At 74.6% G+C, this 21454-nt stretch carries 18 protein-coding genes; 10 read left to right on the plus strand and 8 right to left on the minus strand.

Annotation, left to right across the window (positions count from 1 at the left end; translation table 11 throughout):
• Positions 1 to 42 precede the first annotated feature (42 nt).
• Together DQ392_RS27620 and DQ392_RS27625 are read right to left on the minus strand one after the other, a co-directional pair.
• Positions 43 to 915: an N-acetylmuramoyl-L-alanine amidase gene (locus DQ392_RS27620; RefSeq protein WP_114018417.1), complete on the minus strand. Its 873-nt coding sequence runs from the start codon at positions 913 to 915 to the stop codon at positions 43 to 45.
• Between the two features lie 141 nt (positions 916 to 1056).
• Positions 1057 to 1719 (minus strand): class I SAM-dependent methyltransferase, encoded by a 663-nt coding sequence (locus tag DQ392_RS27625; RefSeq protein ID WP_114018418.1) that lies wholly within the window; start codon positions 1717 to 1719, stop codon positions 1057 to 1059.
• A 254-nt stretch (positions 1720 to 1973) separates the two neighbouring features.
• Here DQ392_RS27625 and DQ392_RS27630 point away from each other — a divergent pair, with 254 nt between their 5' ends.
• The 3 genes from DQ392_RS27630 (at position 1974) to DQ392_RS27640 (ending at position 7098) form a co-directional block, all read left to right on the plus strand.
• Entirely contained in the window at positions 1974 to 4292 is a 2319-nt protein-coding gene (locus DQ392_RS27630; RefSeq protein WP_114018419.1) for an acyl-CoA dehydrogenase family protein, read from the plus strand.
• A 69-nt stretch (positions 4293 to 4361) separates the two neighbouring features.
• Entirely contained in the window at positions 4362 to 5555 is a 1194-nt protein-coding gene (locus DQ392_RS27635) for a lipid-transfer protein (RefSeq protein ID WP_114018420.1), read from the plus strand.
• A gap of 109 nt (positions 5556 to 5664) precedes the next feature.
• Positions 5665 to 7098 carry an MFS transporter gene (locus DQ392_RS27640; RefSeq protein WP_114018421.1) on the plus strand — a complete coding sequence of 478 codons (1434 nt, stop codon included), beginning with the start codon at positions 5665 to 5667 and terminating at the stop codon, positions 7096 to 7098.
• Positions 7099 to 7182: 84 nt separating this feature from the next.
• Here the strand turns inward: DQ392_RS27640 and DQ392_RS27645 are convergent, their stop codons facing one another.
• Together DQ392_RS27645 and DQ392_RS27650 are read right to left on the minus strand one after the other, a co-directional pair.
• Positions 7183 to 7788, minus strand: coding sequence for a response regulator transcription factor (locus DQ392_RS27645; protein WP_114018422.1), 606 nt, complete (start codon positions 7786 to 7788; stop codon positions 7183 to 7185).
• Positions 7785 to 9152 carry a sensor histidine kinase gene (locus tag DQ392_RS27650; RefSeq protein ID WP_114018423.1) on the minus strand — a complete coding sequence of 456 codons (1368 nt, stop codon included), beginning with the start codon at positions 9150 to 9152 and terminating at the stop codon, positions 7785 to 7787. The genes DQ392_RS27645 and DQ392_RS27650 overlap by 4 nt, the downstream gene beginning before the upstream one ends.
• A gap of 279 nt (positions 9153 to 9431) precedes the next feature.
• Between DQ392_RS27650 and DQ392_RS27655 the strand changes: the two genes are divergently transcribed.
• Genes DQ392_RS27655 through DQ392_RS27665 form a run of 3 tightly spaced genes read left to right on the plus strand, consistent with a single transcriptional unit; the run spans position 9432 to position 12395 of the window.
• A complete protein-coding gene (locus DQ392_RS27655) occupies positions 9432 to 10289 on the plus strand; it encodes a MaoC/PaaZ C-terminal domain-containing protein (RefSeq protein WP_114018424.1) in 858 nt (285 codons plus the stop codon).
• A gap of 46 nt (positions 10290 to 10335) precedes the next feature.
• A complete protein-coding gene (locus DQ392_RS27660) occupies positions 10336 to 11418 on the plus strand; it encodes a Zn-dependent alcohol dehydrogenase (RefSeq protein ID WP_114018425.1) in 1083 nt (360 codons plus the stop codon).
• Positions 11419 to 11450: 32 nt separating this feature from the next.
• Positions 11451 to 12395 (plus strand): 3-oxoacyl-ACP reductase, encoded by a 945-nt coding sequence (locus DQ392_RS27665; protein WP_181856599.1) that lies wholly within the window; start codon positions 11451 to 11453, stop codon positions 12393 to 12395.
• A gap of 341 nt (positions 12396 to 12736) precedes the next feature.
• On the opposite strand, the gene DQ392_RS27670 is transcribed toward DQ392_RS27665, so the two are convergent.
• Complete coding sequence (locus DQ392_RS27670; RefSeq protein WP_181856600.1) at positions 12737 to 14254, minus strand: hypothetical protein; 1518 nt, start codon at positions 14252 to 14254, stop codon at positions 12737 to 12739.
• Between the two features lie 321 nt (positions 14255 to 14575).
• Between DQ392_RS27670 and DQ392_RS27675 the strand changes: the two genes are divergently transcribed.
• Genes DQ392_RS27675 through DQ392_RS27685 form a run of 3 tightly spaced genes read left to right on the plus strand, consistent with a single transcriptional unit; the run spans position 14576 to position 17501 of the window.
• Complete coding sequence (locus DQ392_RS27675) at positions 14576 to 15505, plus strand: Nif3-like dinuclear metal center hexameric protein (RefSeq protein WP_114018427.1); 930 nt, start codon at positions 14576 to 14578, stop codon at positions 15503 to 15505.
• Positions 15502 to 16245 (plus strand): zinc ribbon domain-containing protein, encoded by a 744-nt coding sequence (locus DQ392_RS27680; RefSeq protein WP_181856623.1) that lies wholly within the window; start codon positions 15502 to 15504, stop codon positions 16243 to 16245. Before DQ392_RS27675 ends, DQ392_RS27680 begins: the two co-directional genes overlap by 4 nt.
• Positions 16242 to 17501 carry a bifunctional RNase H/acid phosphatase gene (locus DQ392_RS27685; protein ID WP_114018429.1) on the plus strand — a complete coding sequence of 420 codons (1260 nt, stop codon included), beginning with the start codon at positions 16242 to 16244 and terminating at the stop codon, positions 17499 to 17501. The genes DQ392_RS27680 and DQ392_RS27685 overlap by 4 nt, the downstream gene beginning before the upstream one ends.
• Positions 17502 to 17534: 33 nt before the next feature.
• On the opposite strand, the gene DQ392_RS27690 is transcribed toward DQ392_RS27685, so the two are convergent.
• From DQ392_RS27690 to DQ392_RS27700, 3 genes are all read right to left on the minus strand, one after another.
• Positions 17535 to 18167: a bifunctional 4-hydroxy-2-oxoglutarate aldolase/2-dehydro-3-deoxy-phosphogluconate aldolase gene (locus tag DQ392_RS27690; protein ID WP_114018430.1), complete on the minus strand. Its 633-nt coding sequence runs from the start codon at positions 18165 to 18167 to the stop codon at positions 17535 to 17537.
• Between the two features lie 70 nt (positions 18168 to 18237).
• Positions 18238 to 19038 carry a peroxide stress protein YaaA gene (gene yaaA / locus DQ392_RS27695; RefSeq protein ID WP_114018431.1) on the minus strand — a complete coding sequence of 267 codons (801 nt, stop codon included), beginning with the start codon at positions 19036 to 19038 and terminating at the stop codon, positions 18238 to 18240.
• Positions 19039 to 19268: 230 nt separating this feature from the next.
• A complete protein-coding gene (locus DQ392_RS27700; protein WP_245982037.1) occupies positions 19269 to 20789 on the minus strand; it encodes an FAD-binding oxidoreductase in 1521 nt (506 codons plus the stop codon).
• 144 nt (positions 20790 to 20933) lie between these two features.
• Here DQ392_RS27700 and DQ392_RS27705 point away from each other — a divergent pair, with 144 nt between their 5' ends.
• Positions 20934 to 21452 (plus strand): DinB family protein, encoded by a 519-nt coding sequence (locus tag DQ392_RS27705; protein ID WP_114018432.1) that lies wholly within the window; start codon positions 20934 to 20936, stop codon positions 21450 to 21452.
• Positions 21453 to 21454 lie beyond the last annotated feature (2 nt).

The following is a 21454-nucleotide window of genomic DNA, read 5'->3' on the forward strand; positions in this document are numbered from 1 at the left end:
GGATGAGACTACGGGCGGGCCCCGGGGGTTCGCTTCCCGGTTTCACGGTTTCCCCTTCCCGGCTGTGAGGAAAGCGGTGATCCCGTCCGTGACCCCGCCTGCCGCCTTTTCGCGCCACTTCGCCGACGTGAGGTTGGCGACGTCGTGCGGGTCACGCATGTTGCCGCATTCGAGGAAGACCTTGGGCACCTTACTCAGGTTGAGGCCCCCCAAGTCGCCTCTGGTGTCCAGGCCGTTGCCGTCACCAAGGTAGTTGGCGGGCTGTTCGCCGGTGGCCGTACGGAAAGCGTCGCGCAGATCGGTACCGAACCGTCGAGAAGGCGTGACGATGTCGCGGGTGTCCGCGGCGCCCTCGTGGACCGATGCGGGAAGAATCACATGGAAACCGCGGCTTCCAGCGGGTGCCCCGTCAGCATGGAGCGAAATGGCCGCGTCCGCTTGCGCCTGATTTCCCTTTTCCGCGCGTTCATCCACGCATGGGCCGTACGGCTCGTCGCCGTCGTGCGTCAACCTGACGGTGGCCCCGTGCTCCTGAAGCCGCGCACGGACCCGGTGGGCCAGATCGAGAGTGAAGTCGGCCTCCGCGTAACCTGAATTGGTCGCGGTGCCCGTGGTGTCGCATTCCTTCTTCCCCGTGCCGATATCGACGCGCCGGGAAATCTTGCCTGGCTGGTCGCGGTTGTGCGGATTGTGGCCGGGGTCGACGACGATCACCTTGCCGCGCAGCGGCTTGTCCGCCGGCTTCTCCCCTCCCCGCGCGTCGTCGCCCTGCTCGCTCCCCGCGCCGGGGGAGGACGCAGAGGTGCCTCCCCCGTCCTTCGCGTGCGGCTTGCCGTCCTCGTCACCGTCTCCGCCGAACGCGCCGCATCCGGCGGTGCCCAGGCACACGAGCGCGGCGGTCACCGCCGCCGCCATCCGCTGCCCCGTCCGCCGCCGTCGCTTCACGTAGCCTCCATTCGACACGGGCGTAGATGGTAGGCCCTCGCCCCCGGGCAGCCTCCGGCGCGGTGGCCGCGGGGCACCCGGAGTGAGGAGCGGGGGGCGCGGGTGCCGCGCTCAGCGCCGCCGCAGGACCCGCAGGGAACCCGTCGCGGGGCCCGGGCCGTAGGCGCCCGAGGCCAGGGCGCGCTCGTGGAGGTGGTGCGGCGCCTGTCCGCCGTCCGCCGGGTCGGGGAAGACGTCGTGGATCACCAGCAGTCCGCCGGGTGCCAGGTGCGGGGTCCAGCCCTCGTAGTCGGCGCTCGCGTGCTCCTCCGTGTGGCCGCCGTCGATGAAGACGAGACCCAGCGGCGTCCCCCACAGCGCGGCCACCCGCGGCGAGCGTCCGACCAGCGCGATCACGTGCTCCTCCAGGCCGGCCGCGTGCAGTGTGCGCCGGAAGGTGGGCAGGGTGTCCATCGCGCCCACGACCGGGTCGACGACCTCGGGATCGTGGTACTCCCAGCCGGGCTGCTGCTCCTCGCTCCCGCGGTGGTGGTCGACGGTGAGCGCCGGCACCCCCGCCGCCCGGGCCGCGTCCGCCAGCAGCAGCGTGGAGCGCCCGCAGTAGGTGCCCACCTCCAGCAGCGGCAGCCCCAGCGCCCCCGCCTCGGCGGCCGCCGCGTACAGCGCCAGGCCCTCGTCCCGCGGCATGAAACCCTTCGCCGCCTCGAACGCGGCGAGCGTATGCGGCTGCGGAGCGGCGACGCCGCCACCGGGGGTGGGGGAGGGCTGGTTCATCGGTGTTCCTTACCTGTCGTGGACGCGCGTCCGCGTTTCGCCCGCGGTCCGTTCCGGGCCGGCGCGCTACCGGGTCATGCTGCCCTACCGCCGTCTCCCTGCCGGGAGAAGGTGCCGCAGAGGCGCTCCGCCTCCCGACGAGAATCTCCCACCGAGGGCCTCCCACCGGGGGCCCCACCGAGGGTTCACGGCGCCCGGTCTCGCCGTCGGCGCGCACCTTCCCTCTTGGTGGAACGTGTTCTACTGTGCCCCGCATGGCCGACGGGAGTACCGCAAGTACCGGAATCGCAGGCGGCATCGGAACGACCCAGGAGCAGCGGGACCTGGCCGCTTCCGTACGGGGCTGGCTGGCGCGCGCCGTCCCCGGCACGGAACGGCGCGCGGCGCTGGAGACTCCGCCGGGCCCGGAGCGGCCCCCCTGGTGGAAGGGGCTCGCGGAGCAGGGCCTGTGCGGCATCCACCTGCCCGAGGACGCGGGCGGCGGGGGCGGCTCCCTGCCCGACCTGGCCGTCGTCGTGGAGGAGACCGGCAGGGCCGCGCTTCCCGGCCCTTACCTGCCCCACGTCCTCGCCTGCGAACTCCTGCGCGCGGCGGGCGGCGTGGACGCCGCACTGCTCGGTGCGCTGGCCACCGGTGAGCGCGTCGCCGCCCTCGCCCTCGGCCCCGGCTCCCTCACCGCGGCGCCCGGGCACGGCGACGGCCCCTCCTACGTGCTCGACGGCACCGCCCCACCCGTGCTCGGCGGAGCCCAGGCCGACGTGGTGCTCCTCGCCGCGGGCACCCCGGCCGGCACCGTGTGGCTCACCGTCGACGCCGAAGCGCTCGACATCAGCGCGCAGGAGAGCGCCGACCCCCTGCGCCCCACCGCCGAGGTCACCGCCCGCGGGCTGGAGGTGCCGGCGGCCCGCGCGCTGCCGCTCGACGACGACCGCGTACGCGAGGTCGCCGCCGTCCTCTTCTCCGCCGAGGCGTGCGGTCTCGCCGCCTGGGCACTGGCGACCGCTACCGAACACGCCCGGACCCGCGAGCAGTTCGGGCGGCCCATCGGCCAGTTCCAGGCCGTCAAGCACCTGTGCGCCGACATGCTCGTCCGCCTCGAACAGGCCAGGGCCCTCACCTGGGACGCGGCCCGCGCCTCCCGCACCCCGGACGAAGGAGCGGCGCAGGCGGCGGATGCGGCCGGCGGGCAGCACGGCGATGAGGGCGGCCCCGAGGCGGTCCGCGGGCTGACGGCGGCGCTCGCCGCCTCGGTCGCGCTGGAGGCGGCCCACACCTGCGCCAAGGACTGTGTGCAGATCCTCGGAGGCGTCGGCTTCACCTGGGAGCACGACGCACACCTGTACCTGCGCCGCGCCGTGGTGGCCCGGCAGCTGCTGGGCACCGGTGCGGCGCACCGGCTCCGCGCCGCCCGGCTCGCGGGCGCGGGCACCCGCCGCAGGCTGCGCATGCGGCTGCCGGACGAGGCGGAGGGCTACCGCGCGCAGGCGCGCGAGGTGATCGCGCCGCTGCGGGGGCAGGACCCCGCGGCGGTCCGCCGCGCGCTGGCGCCGACCGGCTACGCGGCCCCGCACCTGCCCACGCCCTACGGTCTGGGCGCGGGGCCCGTGCGGCAGCTGGCGGTGCAGCGCGAGCTGGACGAGCACGGCGTGAAGGTCTCCGACCTGGGGATCGCCACCTGGGTCGTGCCCTCTGTGCTCACCTACGGCACCGAGGCCCAGCGCGAGCGCCACCTGATGCCCACGCTCAGCGGCGAGGTGCTGTGGTGCCAGCTCTTCTCAGAACCGGAGGCGGGCTCGGACCTGGCCTCGCTGCGCACCCGCGCGGAGCCGACCGGGGACGGCGGCTGGCGGATCAACGGCCAGAAGGTGTGGACGTCGGCGGCGCAGTGGGCGCAGTGGGGCATTCTGCTGGCGCGCACGGACCCGGAGGCGCCCAAGCACGAGGGCCTGACGTTCTTCCTCGTCGACATGGCGCACACCCCCGGACTCGAGGTGCGCCCGCTGAAGGAGATCACGGGCGACGCGCTGTTCAACGAGGTGTGGTTCGACGACGCCGTGCTCCCGGCCGACGCGGTGGTCGGTGAGGTGAACGACGGCTGGCGGGTGGCCCGGCACACTCTGGGCAACGAACGCGTCCACATGGCCGATCAGCTCACCTTCGGTACGGGACTCGAAGCCCTCCTCGCCCGGCTGGGCCCAAGCGGCGGTGCGCACGAGGGCGTCGACGACACGGTGCGCGAGCGGATCGGCGCTCTGGCGGCCGAGGCCCACGCGCTGGCCTGCATCGGGCTGCGCACCACGCTCCAGCAGGTCGAGGGGCTGGATCCGGGCGCCGGCGCCAGTGTCCGCAAGCTCATCCAGACCCCGCACCAGCAGCGGATCGCCGAGCTGGCCCTCGAACTGCTCGGCGCGGACGGCGCGGTGTGCGAGGGAGCCGGTGAGCGGGCGGTGCACGAGTTCCTGATGTCGCGCTGTTTGACCATCGCGGGCGGCACCACCCAGGTGCAGCTCAACGTGGTGGCCGAACGTCTGCTCGGACTGCCTCGTGACCCGGAGCCGCGCCCCCTCATCTGAGCCCGTTCGCTCATCCGGGCTCGTTGGGCGAGCTCGTCCGAACGCTCTCCAAAGACACAAGGAGCAGCCATGACCGGCAAGGCGTTCGTCATCGGCGTGGGGATGACCCCCTTCGTCAAACCCGAAACCCGCGAGTGGCAGTACTGGGACATGGCCGAGGAGGCGGGCAGCGCGGCGCTGGCCGACGCGGGACTCGCCTACGACGCCGTCGAACAGGCCGCCGTCGGCCACTGCCACCAGCCCTCGACCGCCGCTCAGCGCGCCGTCTACGAACTCGGCCTCACCGGCGTCCCCGTCTACAACGTCAACAACAACTGCGCCACGGGCTCCACCGCGCTGATGCTGGCCCGCCAGTTCGTGGCCTGGGGGATCAACGACTGCGTCCTCGCGCTCGGCTTCGAGAAGATGCGCAAGGGCGCCCTGGGCTCGGGCGCCGACCCGGGTGACTTCGCCACCTCCCCCGTCGCCCGGCACTACGGCGTCATGGCGGCCGGGCACGGCTTCGAGGCGAGTCCGCCCACCGCGCAGATCTTCGGCAACGCGGCCCGCGAGCACATGGAGCGGTACGGCACCACGCGGGAGCAGCTCGCCGCCGTGGGCGAGAAGAACCACCGCCACTCGGCAGGCAACCCGCGCGCGCAGTTCCGCGAGGTGTACGAGCGGGACGAGATCCTCGCCGCCAAGGTCATCCACGACCCGCTGACCCGGCTCCAGTGCTCACCCACCTCCGACGGCGCGGCGGCCGCGCTGGTCGCCTCCGAACGCTTCGTGCGCGCAAGGGGGCTCCAGGAGCACGCCGTGGAGATCGCCGGGCAGGCCATGACGACCGACACCGAAAACTCCTTCGCCGCCGGCTCGTGCATCGACGTCGTCGGCCGCCCCATGTCGCGGGCCGCAGCGCGGCAGGTGTACGAGGAGAGCGGGCTCGGCATCGAGGACGTCGACGTGGTCGAGCTGCACGACTGCTTCTCGGTCAACGAGCTGCTCACCTACGAGGCGTTGGGCATGTGCGCTGAGGGCGACTCCGGCCGGCTGGTGGAGTCGGGGGCGACGGCCTACGGGGGCCGGTGGGTGGTCAACCCCTCGGGCGGGCTGATCTCCAAGGGGCACCCCCTCGGTGCGACGGGCCTCGCCCAGTGCGCCGAGCTCGTCTGGCAGTTGCGCGGCACCGCGGGGCCCCGCCAGGTGCCGGGGGCGCGCGTGGGCCTGGCCCACAACATCGGCCTGGGCGGCGCCGCGGTGGTGACGGTGCTGCGCCGCTGAGACCTGCCAGGGTGCGCCCGCGGCCCGCCTTGTCCCGCCCGGCCGCACCGTCGCCGGGCGGGCGGAAAACCGCGGGGGCGGGTCCGGGGGAAATGACACACTTGCGCGCATGCCCCTCACCGCGCCCCGCCTCTGGGCGGTCGTGCTGGCCGCCTGCGCAGGCCAGTTCCTCGTCGTGCTGGACGTGTCCGTCGTCAACGTCGCCCTGCCCTCGATGCGCGACACCCTCGCGCTGTCCGAGACGGGCTTGCAGTGGGTCGTGAACGCCTACACCCTCACCTTTTCCGGGCTGATGCTGCTCGGCGGCCGGGCCGCCGACCTGTTCGGGCGGAAGAAGGTCTTCCTCGCGGGCCTCGCCCTGTTCACGGCGGCGAGCCTGGCGGGCGGCCTCGCGCAGGAGCCGTGGCACCTGCTGGCGGCCCGCGGCATCCAGGGCATGGGTGCCGCGATCCTGGCCCCGGCCACGCTGACGCTGCTGACGACGTCCGTCCCCGAGGGCCCGGCCAGGACGAAGGCGATCGCGACTTGGTCGGCGGTGGGCGCGGGCGGCGGCGCCGCGGGCGGGCTCGTGGGCGGGGTGCTCACCGACGCGCTCTCCTGGCGCTGGGTGCTGCTGATCAACGTGCCCATCGGCGCGCTGGTCGTCGCGGCGGCCGCCGTCTGGCTCACGGAGAGCCGCGAGGAGACGGTGCGCAGGCTCGACGTGCCCGGTGCGCTGCTGGTCACGCTGGGCCTGGGCGCGGTGGCGTACGGCATCGTGCGGACCGACAGCGCAGGCTGGGCGGCTCCCAGCGCGCTGGGCCCGCTGGTGGCGGGGCTCGTGCTGCTGGTGCTGTTCGTCCTGGCCGAGGCGCGGTCGCCCGAGCCGCTGGTGCCGTTGCGGCTCTTGCGCAACCGTGCCGTCTCCGCCGCGAACGTGGCCATCTTCATCAACGGCCTGGCGATGTTCGCCATGTGGTATTTCCTGTCGCTGTACACCCAGAACGTGCTCGGCTACACGCCGCTCCAGGCGGGTTTCGCGCTGGTCCCGCACTCGCTGACGATCGTGCTGGGCTCCAAGGTGGCGCCGTTGCTGATGGCGCGGGCGGGCGAGCGGTATCTGGCGGTGGCCGGCGCGGCGATGGCCGGGCTCGGCTACCTGTGGCAGGGCACCATGGACGCGCAGGGCGGATACGTGACGACGATCCTGGGGCCCGGCGTGGTGATGGCGCTCGGCGCGGGTCTGGCCGCCACGCCGCTGGCCACCATCGCGACGGCGACCGAAGATCCGGGCGAGGCGGGCCTGCTGTCCGGGCTGTTCGGCACGGGACGCACGATGGGCGGGGCGCTGGGACTGGCCGTGCTGTCCACGGTCGCCGCGGCCCGCACCGACGCGCGCCACGACGCCGCCTCGCTCGCCGCCGGCTACGGCATGGCCTTCCGGGTCGGGGCGGTTCTGCTGGGCGCCTGCACGCTGTTCATGCTGGCGGCGCTGCCCAGGACGCTGAAGAGGGCCCCCGTCGTGCCCGGGCGGGACCCCGCTCCGGCACCCGAACTCCCCTGAGCGCGCGCGAACTGCCCTCAGGGCGCGGGAAACCCCTCCTGGAGACGAGGGAACTCGCCTCCCCGCCCCGGCGGCCGGCCGCCGTCACAGCCAGCCGTTCCGGCGGGCCGCGCGGACGGCCTCCACGCGGTTGCGGGTGGAGGTCTTGCCGATGGCGGCGGACAGGTAGTTGCGCACCGTCGCCCCCGACAGGTGGAGCCGCGCGGCGATGTCGGCGACGGTCGACCCGTCGGCCGCGGCGGACAGCACCTCGCACTCGCGCCGGGTCAGCGGGTTGGGCCCGGCGCTGAGCGCGGCGGCCGCCAGCGCCGGGTCGATCACGCGCTCGCCGGCCAGCGCTCTGCGGATCGCCCCGGCCAGCTCCTCGACGGGGCCGTCCTTGACGAGGAAGCCGCCCGCGCCCGCCTCCATGGCGCGGCGCAGATAGCCGGGCCGGCCGAACGTGGTGAGGATGAGCACGGTGCAGGAGGGCAGCCTCTCGTGGAGCTCGGCGGCCGCGTCGAGACCGCTGCGTCCCGGCAGCTCGATGTCGAGCAGCGCGACGTCGGGCCCCGCCTCCAGTGCGGTGGGGACGATCTCGTCACCGGAGGCGACCTGGGCGACGACCTCCATGTCCTCCTCCAGGTCGAGCAGCAGGGCGAGCGCGCCGCGCATCATGCCCTGGTCCTCCGCCAGCAGGACCCTGGTCACCGGCCCGTCCTCTCTTCGGCCGCGCCCTCGGCCGTCTCGACGTCCACGGGCAGTTCGGCCACCACCCGGAAGCCGCGCCGCCCGTCGGCACCGCCGTCGAGGGTGCCGCCCGCCGCCGCCAGCCGCTCGGCCAGCCCCTTCAGTCCGGTACCTGCCGGCTGACCGGCCGCGGTGGCCTGCGGGCCGGTGGCGGCCCGCTGGCCGCCACCGGAGCGTACGCGAGCGGCCGGTGCGCCTGTCCCGCGTCCCCCGCTGCCGGGTTCGCACCCCTCGCTGCCGGGTTCGCACCCTGTGCCGGGCACGCATCCGTCCTGTGCGGGGCCGCGTCCGTCGTCGGTGACCGTCACCCGCACCAGGTCTGTTGTCGTCCGCACCTCGATCTCGCAGCGGTCGGCTCGGCTGTGCCGCACCGTGTTGGTGACGCACTCACGGACCACCCAGCCCAGCAGCGCCTCGGTCTGCGGCGGCAGGGGCGGGCCCCACCAGCGCACCTCGGGGGTGATGGCGGCCGCCTCCAGCACGGAGCGGGCCCGCTCCAGCTCGGTGGCCAGGCTGCCCTCGCGGTAGCCGCTGACCGCCTCGCGGATCTCGGTGAGCGCCTGCCTGCCGACGGTCTCGATGTCCCTGGCCTGGGCGAGCGCGGCGTCCAGGTCGCGGGCGCTCAGCCGGCGGACGGCCTCCGCCTTGACGACGATCACCGAGAGGGTGTGGCCGAGCAGGTCGTGCAGGTCGCGGGAGAAGCGCAGCCGCTCGCGCTCCACGGCGGTCCGCGCCAGCTCCTGCCGGGTGTCCTCCAGCTCCCGCACGGTATCGAAGAGCCCCAGCACCGCGGCGGTCACCATGCCGGAGACGAACGTGCCGTAGCCGATGCCCACGGCGCTGGTGATGTCGCCGTGGCCGTGGTCCCAGCCGGTGACGCATCCGGCGGTGCCGCTCAGCGCGATCAGCCACACGCCCAGGGGTCTGCCGCGCAGCTGCCGTACGGCGCCGGAGGCGAGCGAGAGCAGCGGGAAGAACATCGTCCACGCCCCGCCGTAGCCGACGGCCACCGCGAAGGTGACCGCGGTCAGTCCCGCGAGCCCGTACAGCGGGGTGCGCCGGTCGCGGTGGCGGGGGTCGAAGGCGGTGAAGACGACGTAGATGTAGAGGGTGTTGAAGGCGAGCAGCGCGGCTCCGCCGATCCAGGGGTTGCCGGCCTTTCCCTGGACGACGTGGGAGAAGGCGCCCAGTCCCATGAGGAGCCAGGGCAGGAAGGTGTACTTGCCAGGTCCCTTGCCCTGCGCTGCCCGCTCCCGGTGCCGCTCGGGCGCGGGATCGGCCGGCGCCCCGGGCCGCGCTGTCGGTGTGCCTGCGACTGTCGTCATGGCGACGACGGTACGGCGCCTGGCGGTCAGCGGTGCAGATCCGGATGTGGGCGGCCGACCAGGACGAATGTCACGGCCGGGCCCGGCGCCCACCTCACCTGATGAGGCATCAGGTCTTCCCATGTGCGGGACGCTGCGTTATACAGGTAGCCCCCGGATCGGTTAGAACGTGTTCTCATTCCGGCCCGGCCCGAAGCGGTCCTGGCCCGGCCGGCGGTGCGGACGGCCGGGCCAGGACCTCGCCGAGCACCCCGAAGGACGCAAGGAGCCCGCCACCCCATGCCCATCGACGCAGCGAAGGCCCTCGCGGCCGGACCCCGCAGCACCGAGATCTCCTGGAACCACAAGGACGTCCAGCTCTACCACCTCGGCCTCGGCGCCGGCGTGCCCGCCACGGACCCGGCCGAGCTGCGCTACACGCTGGAGAGCAAGCTGCACGTCCTGCCCTCGTTCGCCACCGTCGCGGGCGCCGGCATGGGTGTCGTCGGCGGCCTGTCCGCGCCCGGTATCGAGGTCGACCTGGCGGCCGTGCTGCACGGCACCCAGTCCGTCGTCACCCACCGGCCGATCCCCGTGGGCGGGCGCGCCACCTCCACCTCGCGGGTCGCCGACCTCTATGACAAGGGCAAGGCCGCCGTGCTCGTCCTGCGCACCGACGTCACCGACGAGGAGGGACCGCTGTGGACCAGCCAGGCCCAGCTCTTCGTCCGCGGCGAGGGCGGCTTCGGCGGCAAACGCGGCCCCTCGGCCCGCATGGAGCTCCCCGAGCGGGACCCCGACCACGTCGCCGACCGCCCCATCCGCGAGGAGCAGGCGCTGCTCTACCGCCTTTCCGGGGACTGGAACCCGCTGCACGCCGACCCCGACTTCGCCCGGCTCGCCGGGTTCGAGCGGCCCATCCTGCACGGACTGTGCTCGTACGGGATGGCGTTGAAGGCCGTGGTCGACCAGGTGCTCGGCGGAGACGTCACCCGCGTCTCCTCCTACGCCGTCAGGTTCGCCGGCGTCGTCCATCCGGGCGAGACCCTGCGGGTGCGCGTCTGGCGCCTGGACGAGGCACGCCTCCAGCTGACGGCCACGGCCCTCGAGCGGGACGACGCCGCCGTGCTGGGGGACGCCGTGGTCACGCACACCTGAGCCGGTACGCCCCCCTCGACCACCTCTCGACGCGAAGGGATCCGAGATGCGCGCAGCGGTACTGCACGAGACCGGTCAAGGCGAGCTGGAGGTCGTCGACGACGTCGAGCCTGCCGGATTCGGCCCCGGCAAGGTACGCGTCCGCATCCGGGCCACCGGACTGTGCCACTCCGACCTGTCCGCGATGAACGGGACCCTCCCGCAGCCCGCCCCTTTCGTGCCGGGCCACGAGGGCGCGGGCGAGGTGCTGGAGGTGGGGGACGGCGTCACCCACGTACGGGCCGGCGACCGGGTCCTGGTCTGCTGGCTGCCCGCCTGCAACACCTGTCCCTCGTGCCGGCGCGGTCAGCGGCACCTGTGCCTGACCGGCTTCATGAACGCGGGCACCGCCAACTTCCGCCGCACCACCGGCGGCACCGACGTCTTCGGCTTCGCCGGCACCGGTACCTTCGCCGAGGAGGCCGTCTTCGACGCGCCGTGCGCGGTGCCGATCCCCGACGACGTGCCCTTCGAGATCGCCGCCCTGATCGGCTGCGGTGTCACCACGGGTCTGGGTGCGGCGTTCAACACCGCGCGAGTCGAGGCGGGTTCGTCGGTGGCCGTCCTCGGCTGCGGCGGTGTCGGCATCAGCGCCATCCAGGGGGCCAGGGCGTGCGGGGCCGCGCGGATCGTCGCCGTCGACCCCGTCGCCTCCCGCCGCGCGGCGGCGCTGCGGTTCGGCGCGAGCGAGGCCGTCGCCCCCGACGGACTGGCCGAGGCGAAGCGGCGGCTGACGGGCGACGAGGGCTTCGACTACGTCTTCGAGGTGGTCGGCAGGTCGGCGACGGCCCGTACCGCCTACGAGACCACCCGGCGCGGCGGGACCCTGTGCGTGGTGGGCGCGGGCGCCATGGACGACCAGCTCCAGTTCAACATGTTCGAGCTGTTCTTCGACGAGAAGCGCATCCTGCCCTCCCTCTACGGCGGCGGCGACGTGCTGCGCTCCTACGACCGTGCGGTGGCGCTGTGGCGAGCCGGCCGCATCGATCTAGAGCCGCTGATCACCCACCGGGTGGGCCTCGGCGAGATCAACGACGCCATCGACCAGATGCGCACCGGTGAGGCGCTGCGCACCAGCATTTCCCTCTGACGGCCACCGCGAGCGACTTCGAGAGGACGGAGATGTCAGTGGCGGGTTGGTTGCAGGGCAGGACCGCGATCGTCACCGGTGCGGGGCGCGGCCTGGGCCGCGCCGAGGCGCTGGAGCTGGCCCGCCTCGGGGCCCGCGTCGTCGTCAACGACTTCGGGCGGCCCGGCAGGGACGGGAGCGGCGAGGCGTCGGCCGGTCCCGCGGAGCAGGTCGCCGCGCAGATCCGCGCGGCGGGCGGCGAGGCCGTCGCCCACCACGGCGACGTGGCCGACTTCGCGCAGGCCGAGGAGCTGGTGCGACGGGCCGTCGACACCTACGGTTCGCTGGAGATCCTGGTCAACAACGCGGGCATCCTGCGGGACCGGATGGTCTTCTCGATGAGCGAGGACGAGTGGGACTCGGTCGTCCGCGTCCACCTCAAGGGCCACTTCAACACCACGCGCTTCGCCGCCGCGCACTGGCGTGAGAGGTCCAAGGCCGCCGGCGGCCCGGTCTACGGGCGGATCGTCAACACCTCCTCGGAGGCGTTCGTCGCGGGCTCGGCGGGCCAGCCCAACTACGCGGCGGCCAAGGGCGGCATCGTCGGCCTCACCACCTCGACGGCGGGCGCGCTGGCCAAGTACGGGGTGACGGCGAACGCCATCTGCCCCCGGGCGCGCACCCGGATGACCGAGGACGTCTTCGCCGGCTTCGAGGTGCCCGACCAGGGGCTCGACCCGCTGGCCCCCCAACACGTCTCCCCGCTGGTGGGCTATCTGGCCTCGCCCGCGGCCTCCCACGTCAACGGGCAGCTCCTGGTGGTGCACGGCGGCATGGTGGCGCTGCTGGAGAGGCCGAAGGTGGCCGCGAAGTTCGACACGGACGAGGAGGTCTTCACCGTGGAGGAACTGGACCGGAAGCTGACCCCCTTCTTCGGCGCGCGCTCCCCGCAAGAGACCTTCGCGGCGAGCGAGGTGCTGGGCCTGACGAAGGGCTGAGCGCGCCGGGGGATACGGCGCGAAGCCCCGGCCGCCGTGGGTCGGGCGGGCGGCCGGGGCTTCGCCGTGCCGCGCGGCGGACATCGCCGCGCGGCGGGGCACTTACGCGGGTTCGGGACGGCGGTGGCGTCCCCGCGCGGGTACGGTCTGTTCCTCTCGTGCGGCGGCTTCCCCCCTGTGCTTCCCCCGGTGAGTCCCCTCGCCGGCCGTCTGCGTGTCGCCCGGCGTCTCGGTCTGGGTGTCGGACATCGTGATGTCACTCCGTCAATCGCTTGCTGCCGTCGTACCCGGCGGAGTTTAACGACCGGGAGCAGACGATCTCAGGCCGTTTCAGCCGCTGGTCACGCCGTGCCGGTGGGCAGCGGGGCCTGCTGGAGCGGCACCGGCTTCCGCGCCGCCTCGCCCAGGGCCCCGAACGACCCCGTGCCGCCTGCGGAAACGGCCCGGCGGACCAGGGAGCCCAGCAGCCCGGAGGGCGGCCCTCCGTGACCTCGATGTTGTAGAGCCGTGACGTCACCGCCCGGCCCTGAGGCCGGCGGTCCGGCCTGCTGCTGCGGCTCGGCCTGTCGCGGTGGCTCGCCGGCCCCCGGGGAGGGCGCCGGAGGAGCCGGAGGTACCGGATCCGGCGACGGGGGCGGCGACTTCGGCCCAGCCGCGGACGAGGGCGGGGACGGCGGCAGGGAGGACGGCGGAGCGGACGCCGGGGCGGGAGCGGGGGCCGCCGCCCGCGGGGGCGTCCGGGGTGCGGGCGGGGCCGGAAGCGGCGGTGTGTCCGCACCCGGCGCGGGTGTGCCGGTCCCCGTCGTGGGGTCCTCGGGCCGCCGCTGTGTCCCGGCCGCCGGCTCCTCACCGTCCGGGAGCGGGGCGCGCATGCGGGCCAGCCCGCACGGGTTGTGTGCCGTGGAGTAGGGAACCCGCAGTTCACCGTCGGCCGTCCACAGGCCCTTGCCCGTCAGCCATCCCGGCGGGCTCGCCACGTGCCGCAACTCCCTGAGCCCGGGGCGCCACACGGCCGGCCAGGTGCCCTGGGCGGCGTCGACGCGGAACGCCACCCCGCACCGTTCGGGCAGCAGCGTCTGCCCCGGCTGAACGGCGATCGGGGTGAGCCGGGTCCCGGACGGGTGCAGCACCTCGGGGAAGCGGACCGGACGGTGGCTGCCCAGCACGCCCCAGCCGAGCCGTTCCTCACCGGGCGCGTCGGAGCTCACCAGCAGCAGTCCGCTGTCCGGGTCGGCCAGCAGCAGGCGGTCGTTGCTCTGCTCGGTGATCTGGAGGAGCGGGGAGACCGCGCCGCCCGCGGCGAGATCGACGGCGACCGTCTTGGTCGGCCCCTCACCTCCGGGCCCCTGGGCCTCGACCGCGAGCAGCCGCCCCTCCGGGTCCAGCCAGGCGCCCCCGAAGCAGCGGGCCCCGATGCGGGCGACGCGCTCGAGCGCGCGCGGGGCGCCGGGCGTCACCTGCCACACGTCGGTGGCGCGGCCGCCCGGTGCCGCGGCGAGCGCGTAGGCGCGGGTGCCGCAGGGGGCGGGGGGCAGCAGCCGCAGCTCGTCCGTCTCCACGGTGCCCAGGCGCAGTTCGCCGGTGTCGGGCCCGGAAGGGTAGAGCAGGGCCAGGGAGTGGTGCCCCGGTGCAGGGCGGGCGATGAGCACCCGCCCGTCCGCGAGCGGCAGTACGCCGCTGCCGGGGTCTTCGGGCTGCTTCACGGGCAGCGGCACCGCGTACGGTTCGGGACCGCCGAGCGTCCAGCGCTCGGGGTACCACAGCTCCGTGCCGGCGCGCGTGGTGAGACGGGCGGCATAGGAGCCGTCCACCGCGACCGTGAAGCTCTCGTTCATGACCTTCGCGACACTCGCCGTCATGCCTCGATCACCTCCGGTGACCGAAACTAGGGGTCGCCGTCGCGGGCGCACGACGGGGACCGGGACGCTTCACGCGTAAGGGTGACCGAAGGCGGTGTTCGCCTGCGACGCCGCCCCGCGGTGTGCTGGGACCAGCGGTCCTCGCCCGCGGCGGCGGCGCGCGCCGTGCCGGGATCGGGCCGCGTCCGCACGCGCCGCGGGCCCCACGCGAGCGCGGCCGCCGGCCCCGGGGCGTGCGGACGAGTCCCGGTCCCGGCGCCCGGAAAGAAGGGGCCGCGGGGGCTGGGGGAGACCCCGGGCGGGACAGGTAGCCTTGCCCCCGTGCCAGCACAGCCCGCCCTCTTCGAAGTCATCGCAGCGCTCGACGCCCTGTGGCCGCGCGAGCGCGCCGAGCAGTGGGACGCCGTCGGCACCGTGTGCGGCGACGTCACCGATCCCGAGGCCCGCGTCAGCCGCGTCCTGTTCGCCGTCGACCCCGTGCAGCAGATCGCCGACGAGGCCGTCGCCACGGGAGCCCAGCTCCTGGTCACGCACCACCCCCTGTATCTGCGCGGGACGACCACCGTCGCCGCCGACACGTTCAAGGGCCGCGTCGTCCACACCCTGATCCGCGGCGGAGTGGCCCTGCACGTCGCCCACACCAACGCCGACACCGCGGAACCGGGCGTCTCCGACGCGCTCGCCTCCGCACTCGGACTGCGCGTGCTGCGGCCCCTCGTGCCCGACCCCGCGGACCCCGCCGGGCGCCGCGGGCTGGGCAGGATCTGCGAGCTCGACCGTCCGCTCGCCCTCGGCGACCTGCTCGAAGCGGCCGCCGCCGCACTGCCGGTCACCGCGCAGGGCATCCGCGTCGCGGGCGACCCCACCGCTACCGTGCGGACCGTCGCGGTCTGCGGCGGCTCGGGCGACAGCCTCTTCGACGCCGTGCGCGCCGCGGGGGTCGACGCCTACCTCACCGCCGACCTGCGCCACCACCCCGCCTCCGAGGCGCGCGAGCACTCGCCGCTCGCCCTGCTGGACGCCGCGCACTTCGCCACCGAGTGGCCCTGGTGCGAGCAGGCCGCCGCGCAGCTCGACGCCATCGCCGAACGCGAGGGCTGGGACCTGCGCACCCGGGTCTCCCGCACCGTGACCGACCCGTGGACCGCGCACGCGCCCTCGCTGCCGCAGGCGTCCCCGCTCACTTCGCCGGTCACGCCCGGCCCGACCGCACCGACCGCCCACGACCTCACCCCGGGAGCCCCCAACTGAACGCCGCGCCCGCCGATCAGATCCGCCTGCTCGACGTCCAGGCACTCGACATCCGCCTGTCGCAGCTCGCGCACAAGCGCAAGACCCTGCCCGAGCACGAGGAGATCCAGCGGCTGGAGGCCGACCACGCCCAGCTGCGCGACCTGCTCGTGGCCGCGCAGACCGAGGAGAGCGACACGGCGCGCGAGCAGACCAAGGCCGAGCAGGACGTCGACCAGGTCCGCCAGCGCGCCGGCCGCGACCAGCAGCGCCTCGACTCCGGCGCCGTCACCAACCCCAAGGACCTGGAGAACCTCCAAAGCGAGATCGCCTCGCTGGCCAAGCGCCAGAGCGACCTGGAGGACGTCGTGCTGGAGGTGATGGAGCGCCGCGAGTCGGCCGCCGGGCGCGCGGCCGAACTCGGCGAGCGCGTCGAGTCCGTCGGGGACAGGGTCCAGGAGTCCACCGCCCGCAGGGACGCGGCGCTCGCCGAGATCGACGCGGAGGTGGAGAGCGTGCGCAAGGAGCGTGAGACCATCGCCGCCGCCGTCCCCGACGACCTCATCAAGCTCTACGACAAGATCCGCGAGCGCGAGGGCGGCGTCGGTGCCGCCAAGCTCTTCCAGCGCCGCTGCGAGGGCTGCCGCCTGGAGCTGAACATCACCGAGCTCAACGAGGTGCGCGAGGCGCCCGCCGACACCGTGGTCCGCTGCGAGAACTGCCGCCGCATCCTCGTGCGGACGCCGGAGTCCGGCCTGTGAACTCGGGGCACCCCCGGCCGGAGACCGGCGGTGCCCCGGCCCGCCGGACGTTCGTCGTCGAGGCCGACGGCGGCTCCCGGGGCAACCCGGGTCCGGCGGGTTACGGCGCCGTCGTACGGGACGCCGCCTCGGGAGAAACCCTGCGCGAGACCGCCGAGTTCCTCGGCCGTGCCACCAACAACGTCGCCGAGTACCGCGGTCTGCTGGCCGGGCTGCGTGCCGCCCACGAGCTCGACGCCCACGCCGCCGTCCTGGTGCGGATGGACTCCAAGCTCGTCGTCGAGCAGATGTCGGGGCGCTGGAAGATCAAGCACCCGGACATGCGGCCGCTCGCGCTGGAGGCCGGCGCCGTCTTCCCGCCGGAGGCCGTGACCTACGAGTGGATCCCCCGCGAGGAGAACAAGCACGCCGACCGGCTCGCCAACGAGGCGATGGACGCGGGCAGGCGCGGCGTCAGCTGGCAGCCCGGCGCCTCCACCGCCGAACTCGACACGGCGGCCACCGCAACACCGGTCGCCGCCGGTACGGGCTCCACCGACGCAGGGCCGGCCGACGCGGACTCCGCACACGCGGACTCCGCCGACCCGGGGCCCACAGCGCCCGCCGTCCGCGTCGGCTGGGGCCCGGACATGGGGACGCCCACCACGTTCGTGCTGCTGCGCCACGGCGAGACGGTGCTCACCCCAGAGAAACGGTTCTCCGGCAGCGGCGGCAGCGATCCCGAACTCTCCGCGGTCGGACGGCGGCAGGCCGCCGCCGTCGCCGAAGCGCTGGCCGCGCGGGGCACCATCGAGGCCGTCGTCGCCTCCCCCCTGCGCCGCTGCCAGGAGACGGCCGCGGCGGTCGCCGGGCGCCTCGGGCTGAGCGTCCGCACGGAGGACGGGCTGCGCGAGACGGACTTCGGCGCCTGGGAGGGGCTGACCTTCGCCCAGGTCCGCGAACGCCACCCCGAGGACCTGGACGCCTGGCTGGGCTCGGCCCACGTGCCGCCCACGGGAGGAGGCGAGTCGTTCGACGCCGTGGCCCGGCGGGTGGCGCGCTCCCGCGACCAGCTCCTGGCCCGCTACGCGGGCCGCACCGTGCTCGTCGTCAGCCACGTCACCCCGGTCAAGACCCTGGTCAGGCTGGCGCTCGGCGCGCCCGTCGAGTCTCTCTTCCGCATGGAACTCGCCGCCGCCTCCCTGACGGCCGTCGCCTACTACGCCGACGGCAACGCCTCGCTGCGCCTCCTCAACGACACGGCCCACCTGCGGTAACTCCCGCCGGAGTGCCGGGTGGAGGGCGGAGGGTCAGCGGCCCGCCGTCGCGGCCTGCGCCGCCAGGGCCTCGACGCGGTCCCAGTCCTTGGCGGCGAGCGCGTCCCCCGGGAGCATCCAGGTGCCGCCCACACAGGCGACGTTGGGCAGGGCGAGGTACGAGCCGGCGTTGGCGGCCGAGACGCCACCCGTGGGGCAGAAGCGGGCCTGGGGGAGGGGCGAGGCCAGCGACTTGAGGTAGGCGGTGCCGCCCGCCGCCTCGGCGGGGAAGAACTTCATCTCCCGCACGCCGCGTTCCAGGAGGGCGACGACCTCGGAGGTCGTCGAGACGCCCGGCAGGAACGGCACGTGGGAGGCGCGCATGGCCTCCAGCAGCGTGTCCGTCCACCCGGGGCTGACCAGGAAGCGGGCGCCCGCCTCCACCGCCTCCCGCACGTGGTCGGGGCCGAGTACGGTCCCCGCGCCGACGACGGCTTCGGGAACGGCCTCGGCGATCGCCCGGATCGCCTCGGGCGCCGCCGGGGTACGCAGCGTCACCTCGATCGCGGGCAGCCCGCCTGCCACGAGCGCCCGGGCGAGGGGCACGGCGTCCTCGACGTCGTCCAGCACGACGACGGGGATGACGGGGGCGAGATCGAGGACGGAGGGCGCGGCGGGGCTGCTCATACGCGTATGCTGCCCCTCCTCGCGCACGCCGCGCAACAGTCGTTGCGCTCCCTGCAACGCGGGCCGTCCGCTAGAGCTCCGTCACCACCACATCGAGCGCGCTCGTGGCCCCCGGCTTGGGCTCGCCCTGCGGGCCCTCCACCACAAAACCGAGGTCGCGTAGCGCGTCGGCCAGCTCCTGCGGGGTCCCCGGCTCTGCGCCCTCCTCCAGCAGCGCCCGCACCAGGCGGCCCTTCGTCGCCTTGTTGAAGTGGCTGACGACCGACCGCTTCTCCACACCGTCCACGCGCTTCGACTGCAACACCCGCACCGTGGCCGTCCGCCCCGCCGTGTGGCCCTTGGGCTTCCACATCGCGGCGTACGCCGAGGAGCGCAGATCGAGCACCAGGCCCTCGCCTGCGGCCTGCGGCAGCGCCGACTCCAGCGGCCCACGCCAGTAGCGGCCCAGCGGTCCCGTGCCGGGCAGCTTCACGCCGCCCGAGAGCCGGTAGGAGGGGATGCGGTCCCCGGTGCCGACGGCGCCCCACAGCGCGGAGAAGACCAGCAGCGACCGCGCCGCGCGGCGCGCGGCCGCGGCGCTGAGCCCGCCCAGGTCCAGCGCGTCGTAGAGCACCCCGGTGTACAGCTCGCCCGCCGGCCTGGTAGGGGCCGTGAGCAGCCCCACGTTCTTGGCGACCTCGCCGCGCAGCCCCTCGCTGAGCCCGAGCACCTCGCGGGCCTTCTCCTCGTCCGCCCGGCAGAGCGCGACCAGCTCCTCCAGTACCGTCTCGCGGGCCGACGTCAGCTCGGGGAGGGAGAGCGAGGCCAACTCCAGCGGGCCCTCCCGCCCGCCTTCGGCCTTCCCTTCTGACGGCGGCAACAGCACGAGCACGGCACTTCTCCTTGTCCGGGACGCTCCCGGACGACGGGCCGGAAGCGGGGTGGCGGTGTGACCGCCAGCGTACGGAACCGTCCGCCGCCGGACGCGCGAGGCTCACGGCGCCTGCGGTCAGGGAGAGGTCGATGCACAGGCTGCCGCGGTCAGGGAGACGCGCCGAGGCGCAGGCTGCGGTCAGGAGACGCGCGAGGCGCGGGCTCTTGCGGGTCAGGAGACGCGGCGCTTCACAGTGCCTGCGGTAAGGAGAAGAGCCGGTCGGGGTCGTGCACCGCCTTGATCTTGGTCAGCCGCTCGGCGTTGCTGCCGTAGTAGGCGTGCCGCCAGTCGCGCAGCGCCGGGTCCGGGTCGTTCTGGTAGGCGAAGCCGCTGGCCCACGGCCGCATCGCCGCGTGCGTGGCGTCCAGCCAGCCGCGGAGGCCCGCCACCGCCTCGGCTCCCGCGGTCTCCTGCCAGCAGGCCGCGTACTGCGCCAGGAACCGCGCGTCGCGGTGCACGAAGGCGGTGGCGTCAGGGCGCGGCCGCTCCACCGCGCCGCCCAGCGCGTGCAGCGTGACGCTGCCCGCCCCGTCGCCGCGCAGCCGGGCCAGCCGCTCGACGCGTTCGACGAGCGCGCGTATGCCCTCGGGCGGCAGGGGACGGGTGCAGAAGTCCGAGCGCACCGCGTACGACTGGCGGGGCACCCTGCCGCGCTTCGTACGGCCGGGCAGCGTGCCGCGCTGGTGGGCCTGGGCCAGGGTCCACCCCGAGACACCGCCCAGCACCTTGACGGCGTCCAGGAACGAGTGCCGCCGCAGCGAGAGATCCGCCGGCACCCCCTGCGCCCGCGGACCCCGGCGCGGGCCCCGGGCGCGGCCCACCAGCCGGTCGAGGTGGTTCTCCACCTCGCGGCGGGCCCCGAGCGACAGGCCCGAGACCCGTACGCTGCCGGGGCGGCCGCCGGCCGGAGCCGACAGTTGCAGGTTCGCCCAGATCTCCTCCGGTGCCACGGGCGCCCACCGCTGCCACTCACGCACCACGTCGGCCGCGTGCTCCCACGGCCACGTCAGGAAGAACGTGAGGCAGGCGGGCGCCACATGGGTGCGGAAGTCCAGGGAGGTGACGACGCCGAAGTTGCCGTTCCCCGCGCCGCGCAGCGCCCAGAACAGGTCGGCGTCGCCGTCCTCGGCCACCCGGCGCTCCCGCCCGTCGGCCGTGACGAGCGTCGCCCCGGTGAGGCTGTCGCACGTCAGCCCGTAGGCGCGGGCCACGACCCCGATCCCGCCGCCCAGCGCCAGCCCCGAGATCCCCACCGTCGGCGCCGCGGCGGCCGGTATGGTCCGCTTGTGCGAGGCCAACTCGGCGTGCACGTCCAGGAGTTTCGCCCCGGCCCCGACCGTGGCGCTGCGCCCCGACGCGCTGACCGCCGCCATCTTCTGCACGTCGACGACGAGCCTGCCCGAGCCCGAGGACCAGCCCGCGGACGAGTGCCCACCGCTGCGGACGGCCACCGGTATCCCGAACCGGCGGGCGAACGCCAGGCACTCGGCGACGTCGCCGGGGCCCGCGCAGTAGGCGACGGCGGCCGGACGGACCGCGTCGAAGCGCGGGTTGACCAGCTTGCGTGCGGCGGTGAAGTCCCGGTCCCCGGGCCGCAGCAGCGTTCCGTCCATTCCCGCGCCGAGCGCCGCCCAGCTCGCCCCGCCGAGCCACTCCCGGCCGCCGGCCTCGCGCGCGCCGCGCCCGCGCGCCCGGTGCCCACGTGCCACACCCGCATCCCCGGTGCCCCCCGGTGGCCGCCCCGCCTCACCACTCGTGCCGGCCACGGGAACGGGCGGGTGCGGGGGAGTCATCACCGTAGCCAACCAGCAGGCGGGGGCGCCCGCCAGCCAATTGTGGTTACAGTCGGGCGCATGACTGATGTGACCGGGTTTTCCGCGCGTGGAGATGTAGGGCCGCCCCAGGTGGAGGGCGGCGAGAGGGAGACGCTGACGGCGTTCCTCGGATATATGCGGGAGGCGGTGATCGCGAAGGCCGCCGGGCTCACCGACGAGGTCGGCCTCGCGCCGGGCGTGCCGTCCGGCACCAGCCTGCTCGGCCTCGTCAAGCACCTGACCCGGGTCGAGTACAACTGGTTCGTGTGGGGCTACGCGGGCGACGGCGGTGAGCAGCCGCTGGACGACGACGCGCCGCCGGAGGCCGGGGAGACCGGCGAGGCGCTGATCGCCGCCTACCAGGACGCGATCCGCGCCTCGGACGAGATCATCGCCTCCTGCGACGACCTCGGCCGCCGCGGCGCGCGCTCGCTGCGCCCGGGGGTGGCAGGCCCGACGATGCGCTGGCTCCTCATCCACATGATCGAGGAGACCGGCCGCCACGCGGGCCACGCCGACATCCTCCGCGAGCAGACCGACGGGGCGACGGGGCGCTAGGG

Origin of the sequence: Streptomyces reniochalinae (assembly GCF_003323735.1) — a bacterium.
Taxonomy (GTDB): domain Bacteria; phylum Actinomycetota; class Actinomycetes; order Streptomycetales; family Streptomycetaceae; genus Streptomyces; species Streptomyces reniochalinae.

What these genes read in the sequence shown, in the direction of transcription:
- DQ392_RS27620 (WP_114018417.1), bottom strand. Translation starts at nt 915, where the DNA reads ATGGCGGCGGCGGTGACCGCCGCGCTCGTGTGCCTGGGCACCGCCGGA.
- DQ392_RS27625 (WP_114018418.1), bottom strand. Translation starts at nt 1,719, where the DNA reads ATGAACCAGCCCTCCCCCACCCCCGGTGGCGGCGTCGCCGCTCCGCAG.
- DQ392_RS27630 (WP_114018419.1), top strand. Translation starts at nt 1,974, where the DNA reads ATGGCCGACGGGAGTACCGCAAGTACCGGAATCGCAGGCGGCATCGGA.
- DQ392_RS27635 (WP_114018420.1), top strand. Translation starts at nt 4,362, where the DNA reads ATGACCGGCAAGGCGTTCGTCATCGGCGTGGGGATGACCCCCTTCGTC.
- DQ392_RS27640 (WP_114018421.1), top strand. Translation starts at nt 5,665, where the DNA reads ATGCCCCTCACCGCGCCCCGCCTCTGGGCGGTCGTGCTGGCCGCCTGC.
- DQ392_RS27650 (WP_114018423.1), bottom strand. Translation starts at nt 9,152, where the DNA reads ATGACGACAGTCGCAGGCACACCGACAGCGCGGCCCGGGGCGCCGGCC.
- DQ392_RS27655 (WP_114018424.1), top strand. Translation starts at nt 9,432, where the DNA reads ATGCCCATCGACGCAGCGAAGGCCCTCGCGGCCGGACCCCGCAGCACC.
- DQ392_RS27660 (WP_114018425.1), top strand. Translation starts at nt 10,336, where the DNA reads ATGCGCGCAGCGGTACTGCACGAGACCGGTCAAGGCGAGCTGGAGGTC.
- DQ392_RS27665 (WP_181856599.1), top strand. Translation starts at nt 11,451, where the DNA reads ATGTCAGTGGCGGGTTGGTTGCAGGGCAGGACCGCGATCGTCACCGGT.
- DQ392_RS27670 (WP_181856600.1), bottom strand. Translation starts at nt 14,254, where the DNA reads ATGACGGCGAGTGTCGCGAAGGTCATGAACGAGAGCTTCACGGTCGCG.
- DQ392_RS27690 (WP_114018430.1), bottom strand. Translation starts at nt 18,167, where the DNA reads ATGAGCAGCCCCGCCGCGCCCTCCGTCCTCGATCTCGCCCCCGTCATC.
- DQ392_RS27705 (WP_114018432.1), top strand. Translation starts at nt 20,934, where the DNA reads ATGACTGATGTGACCGGGTTTTCCGCGCGTGGAGATGTAGGGCCGCCC.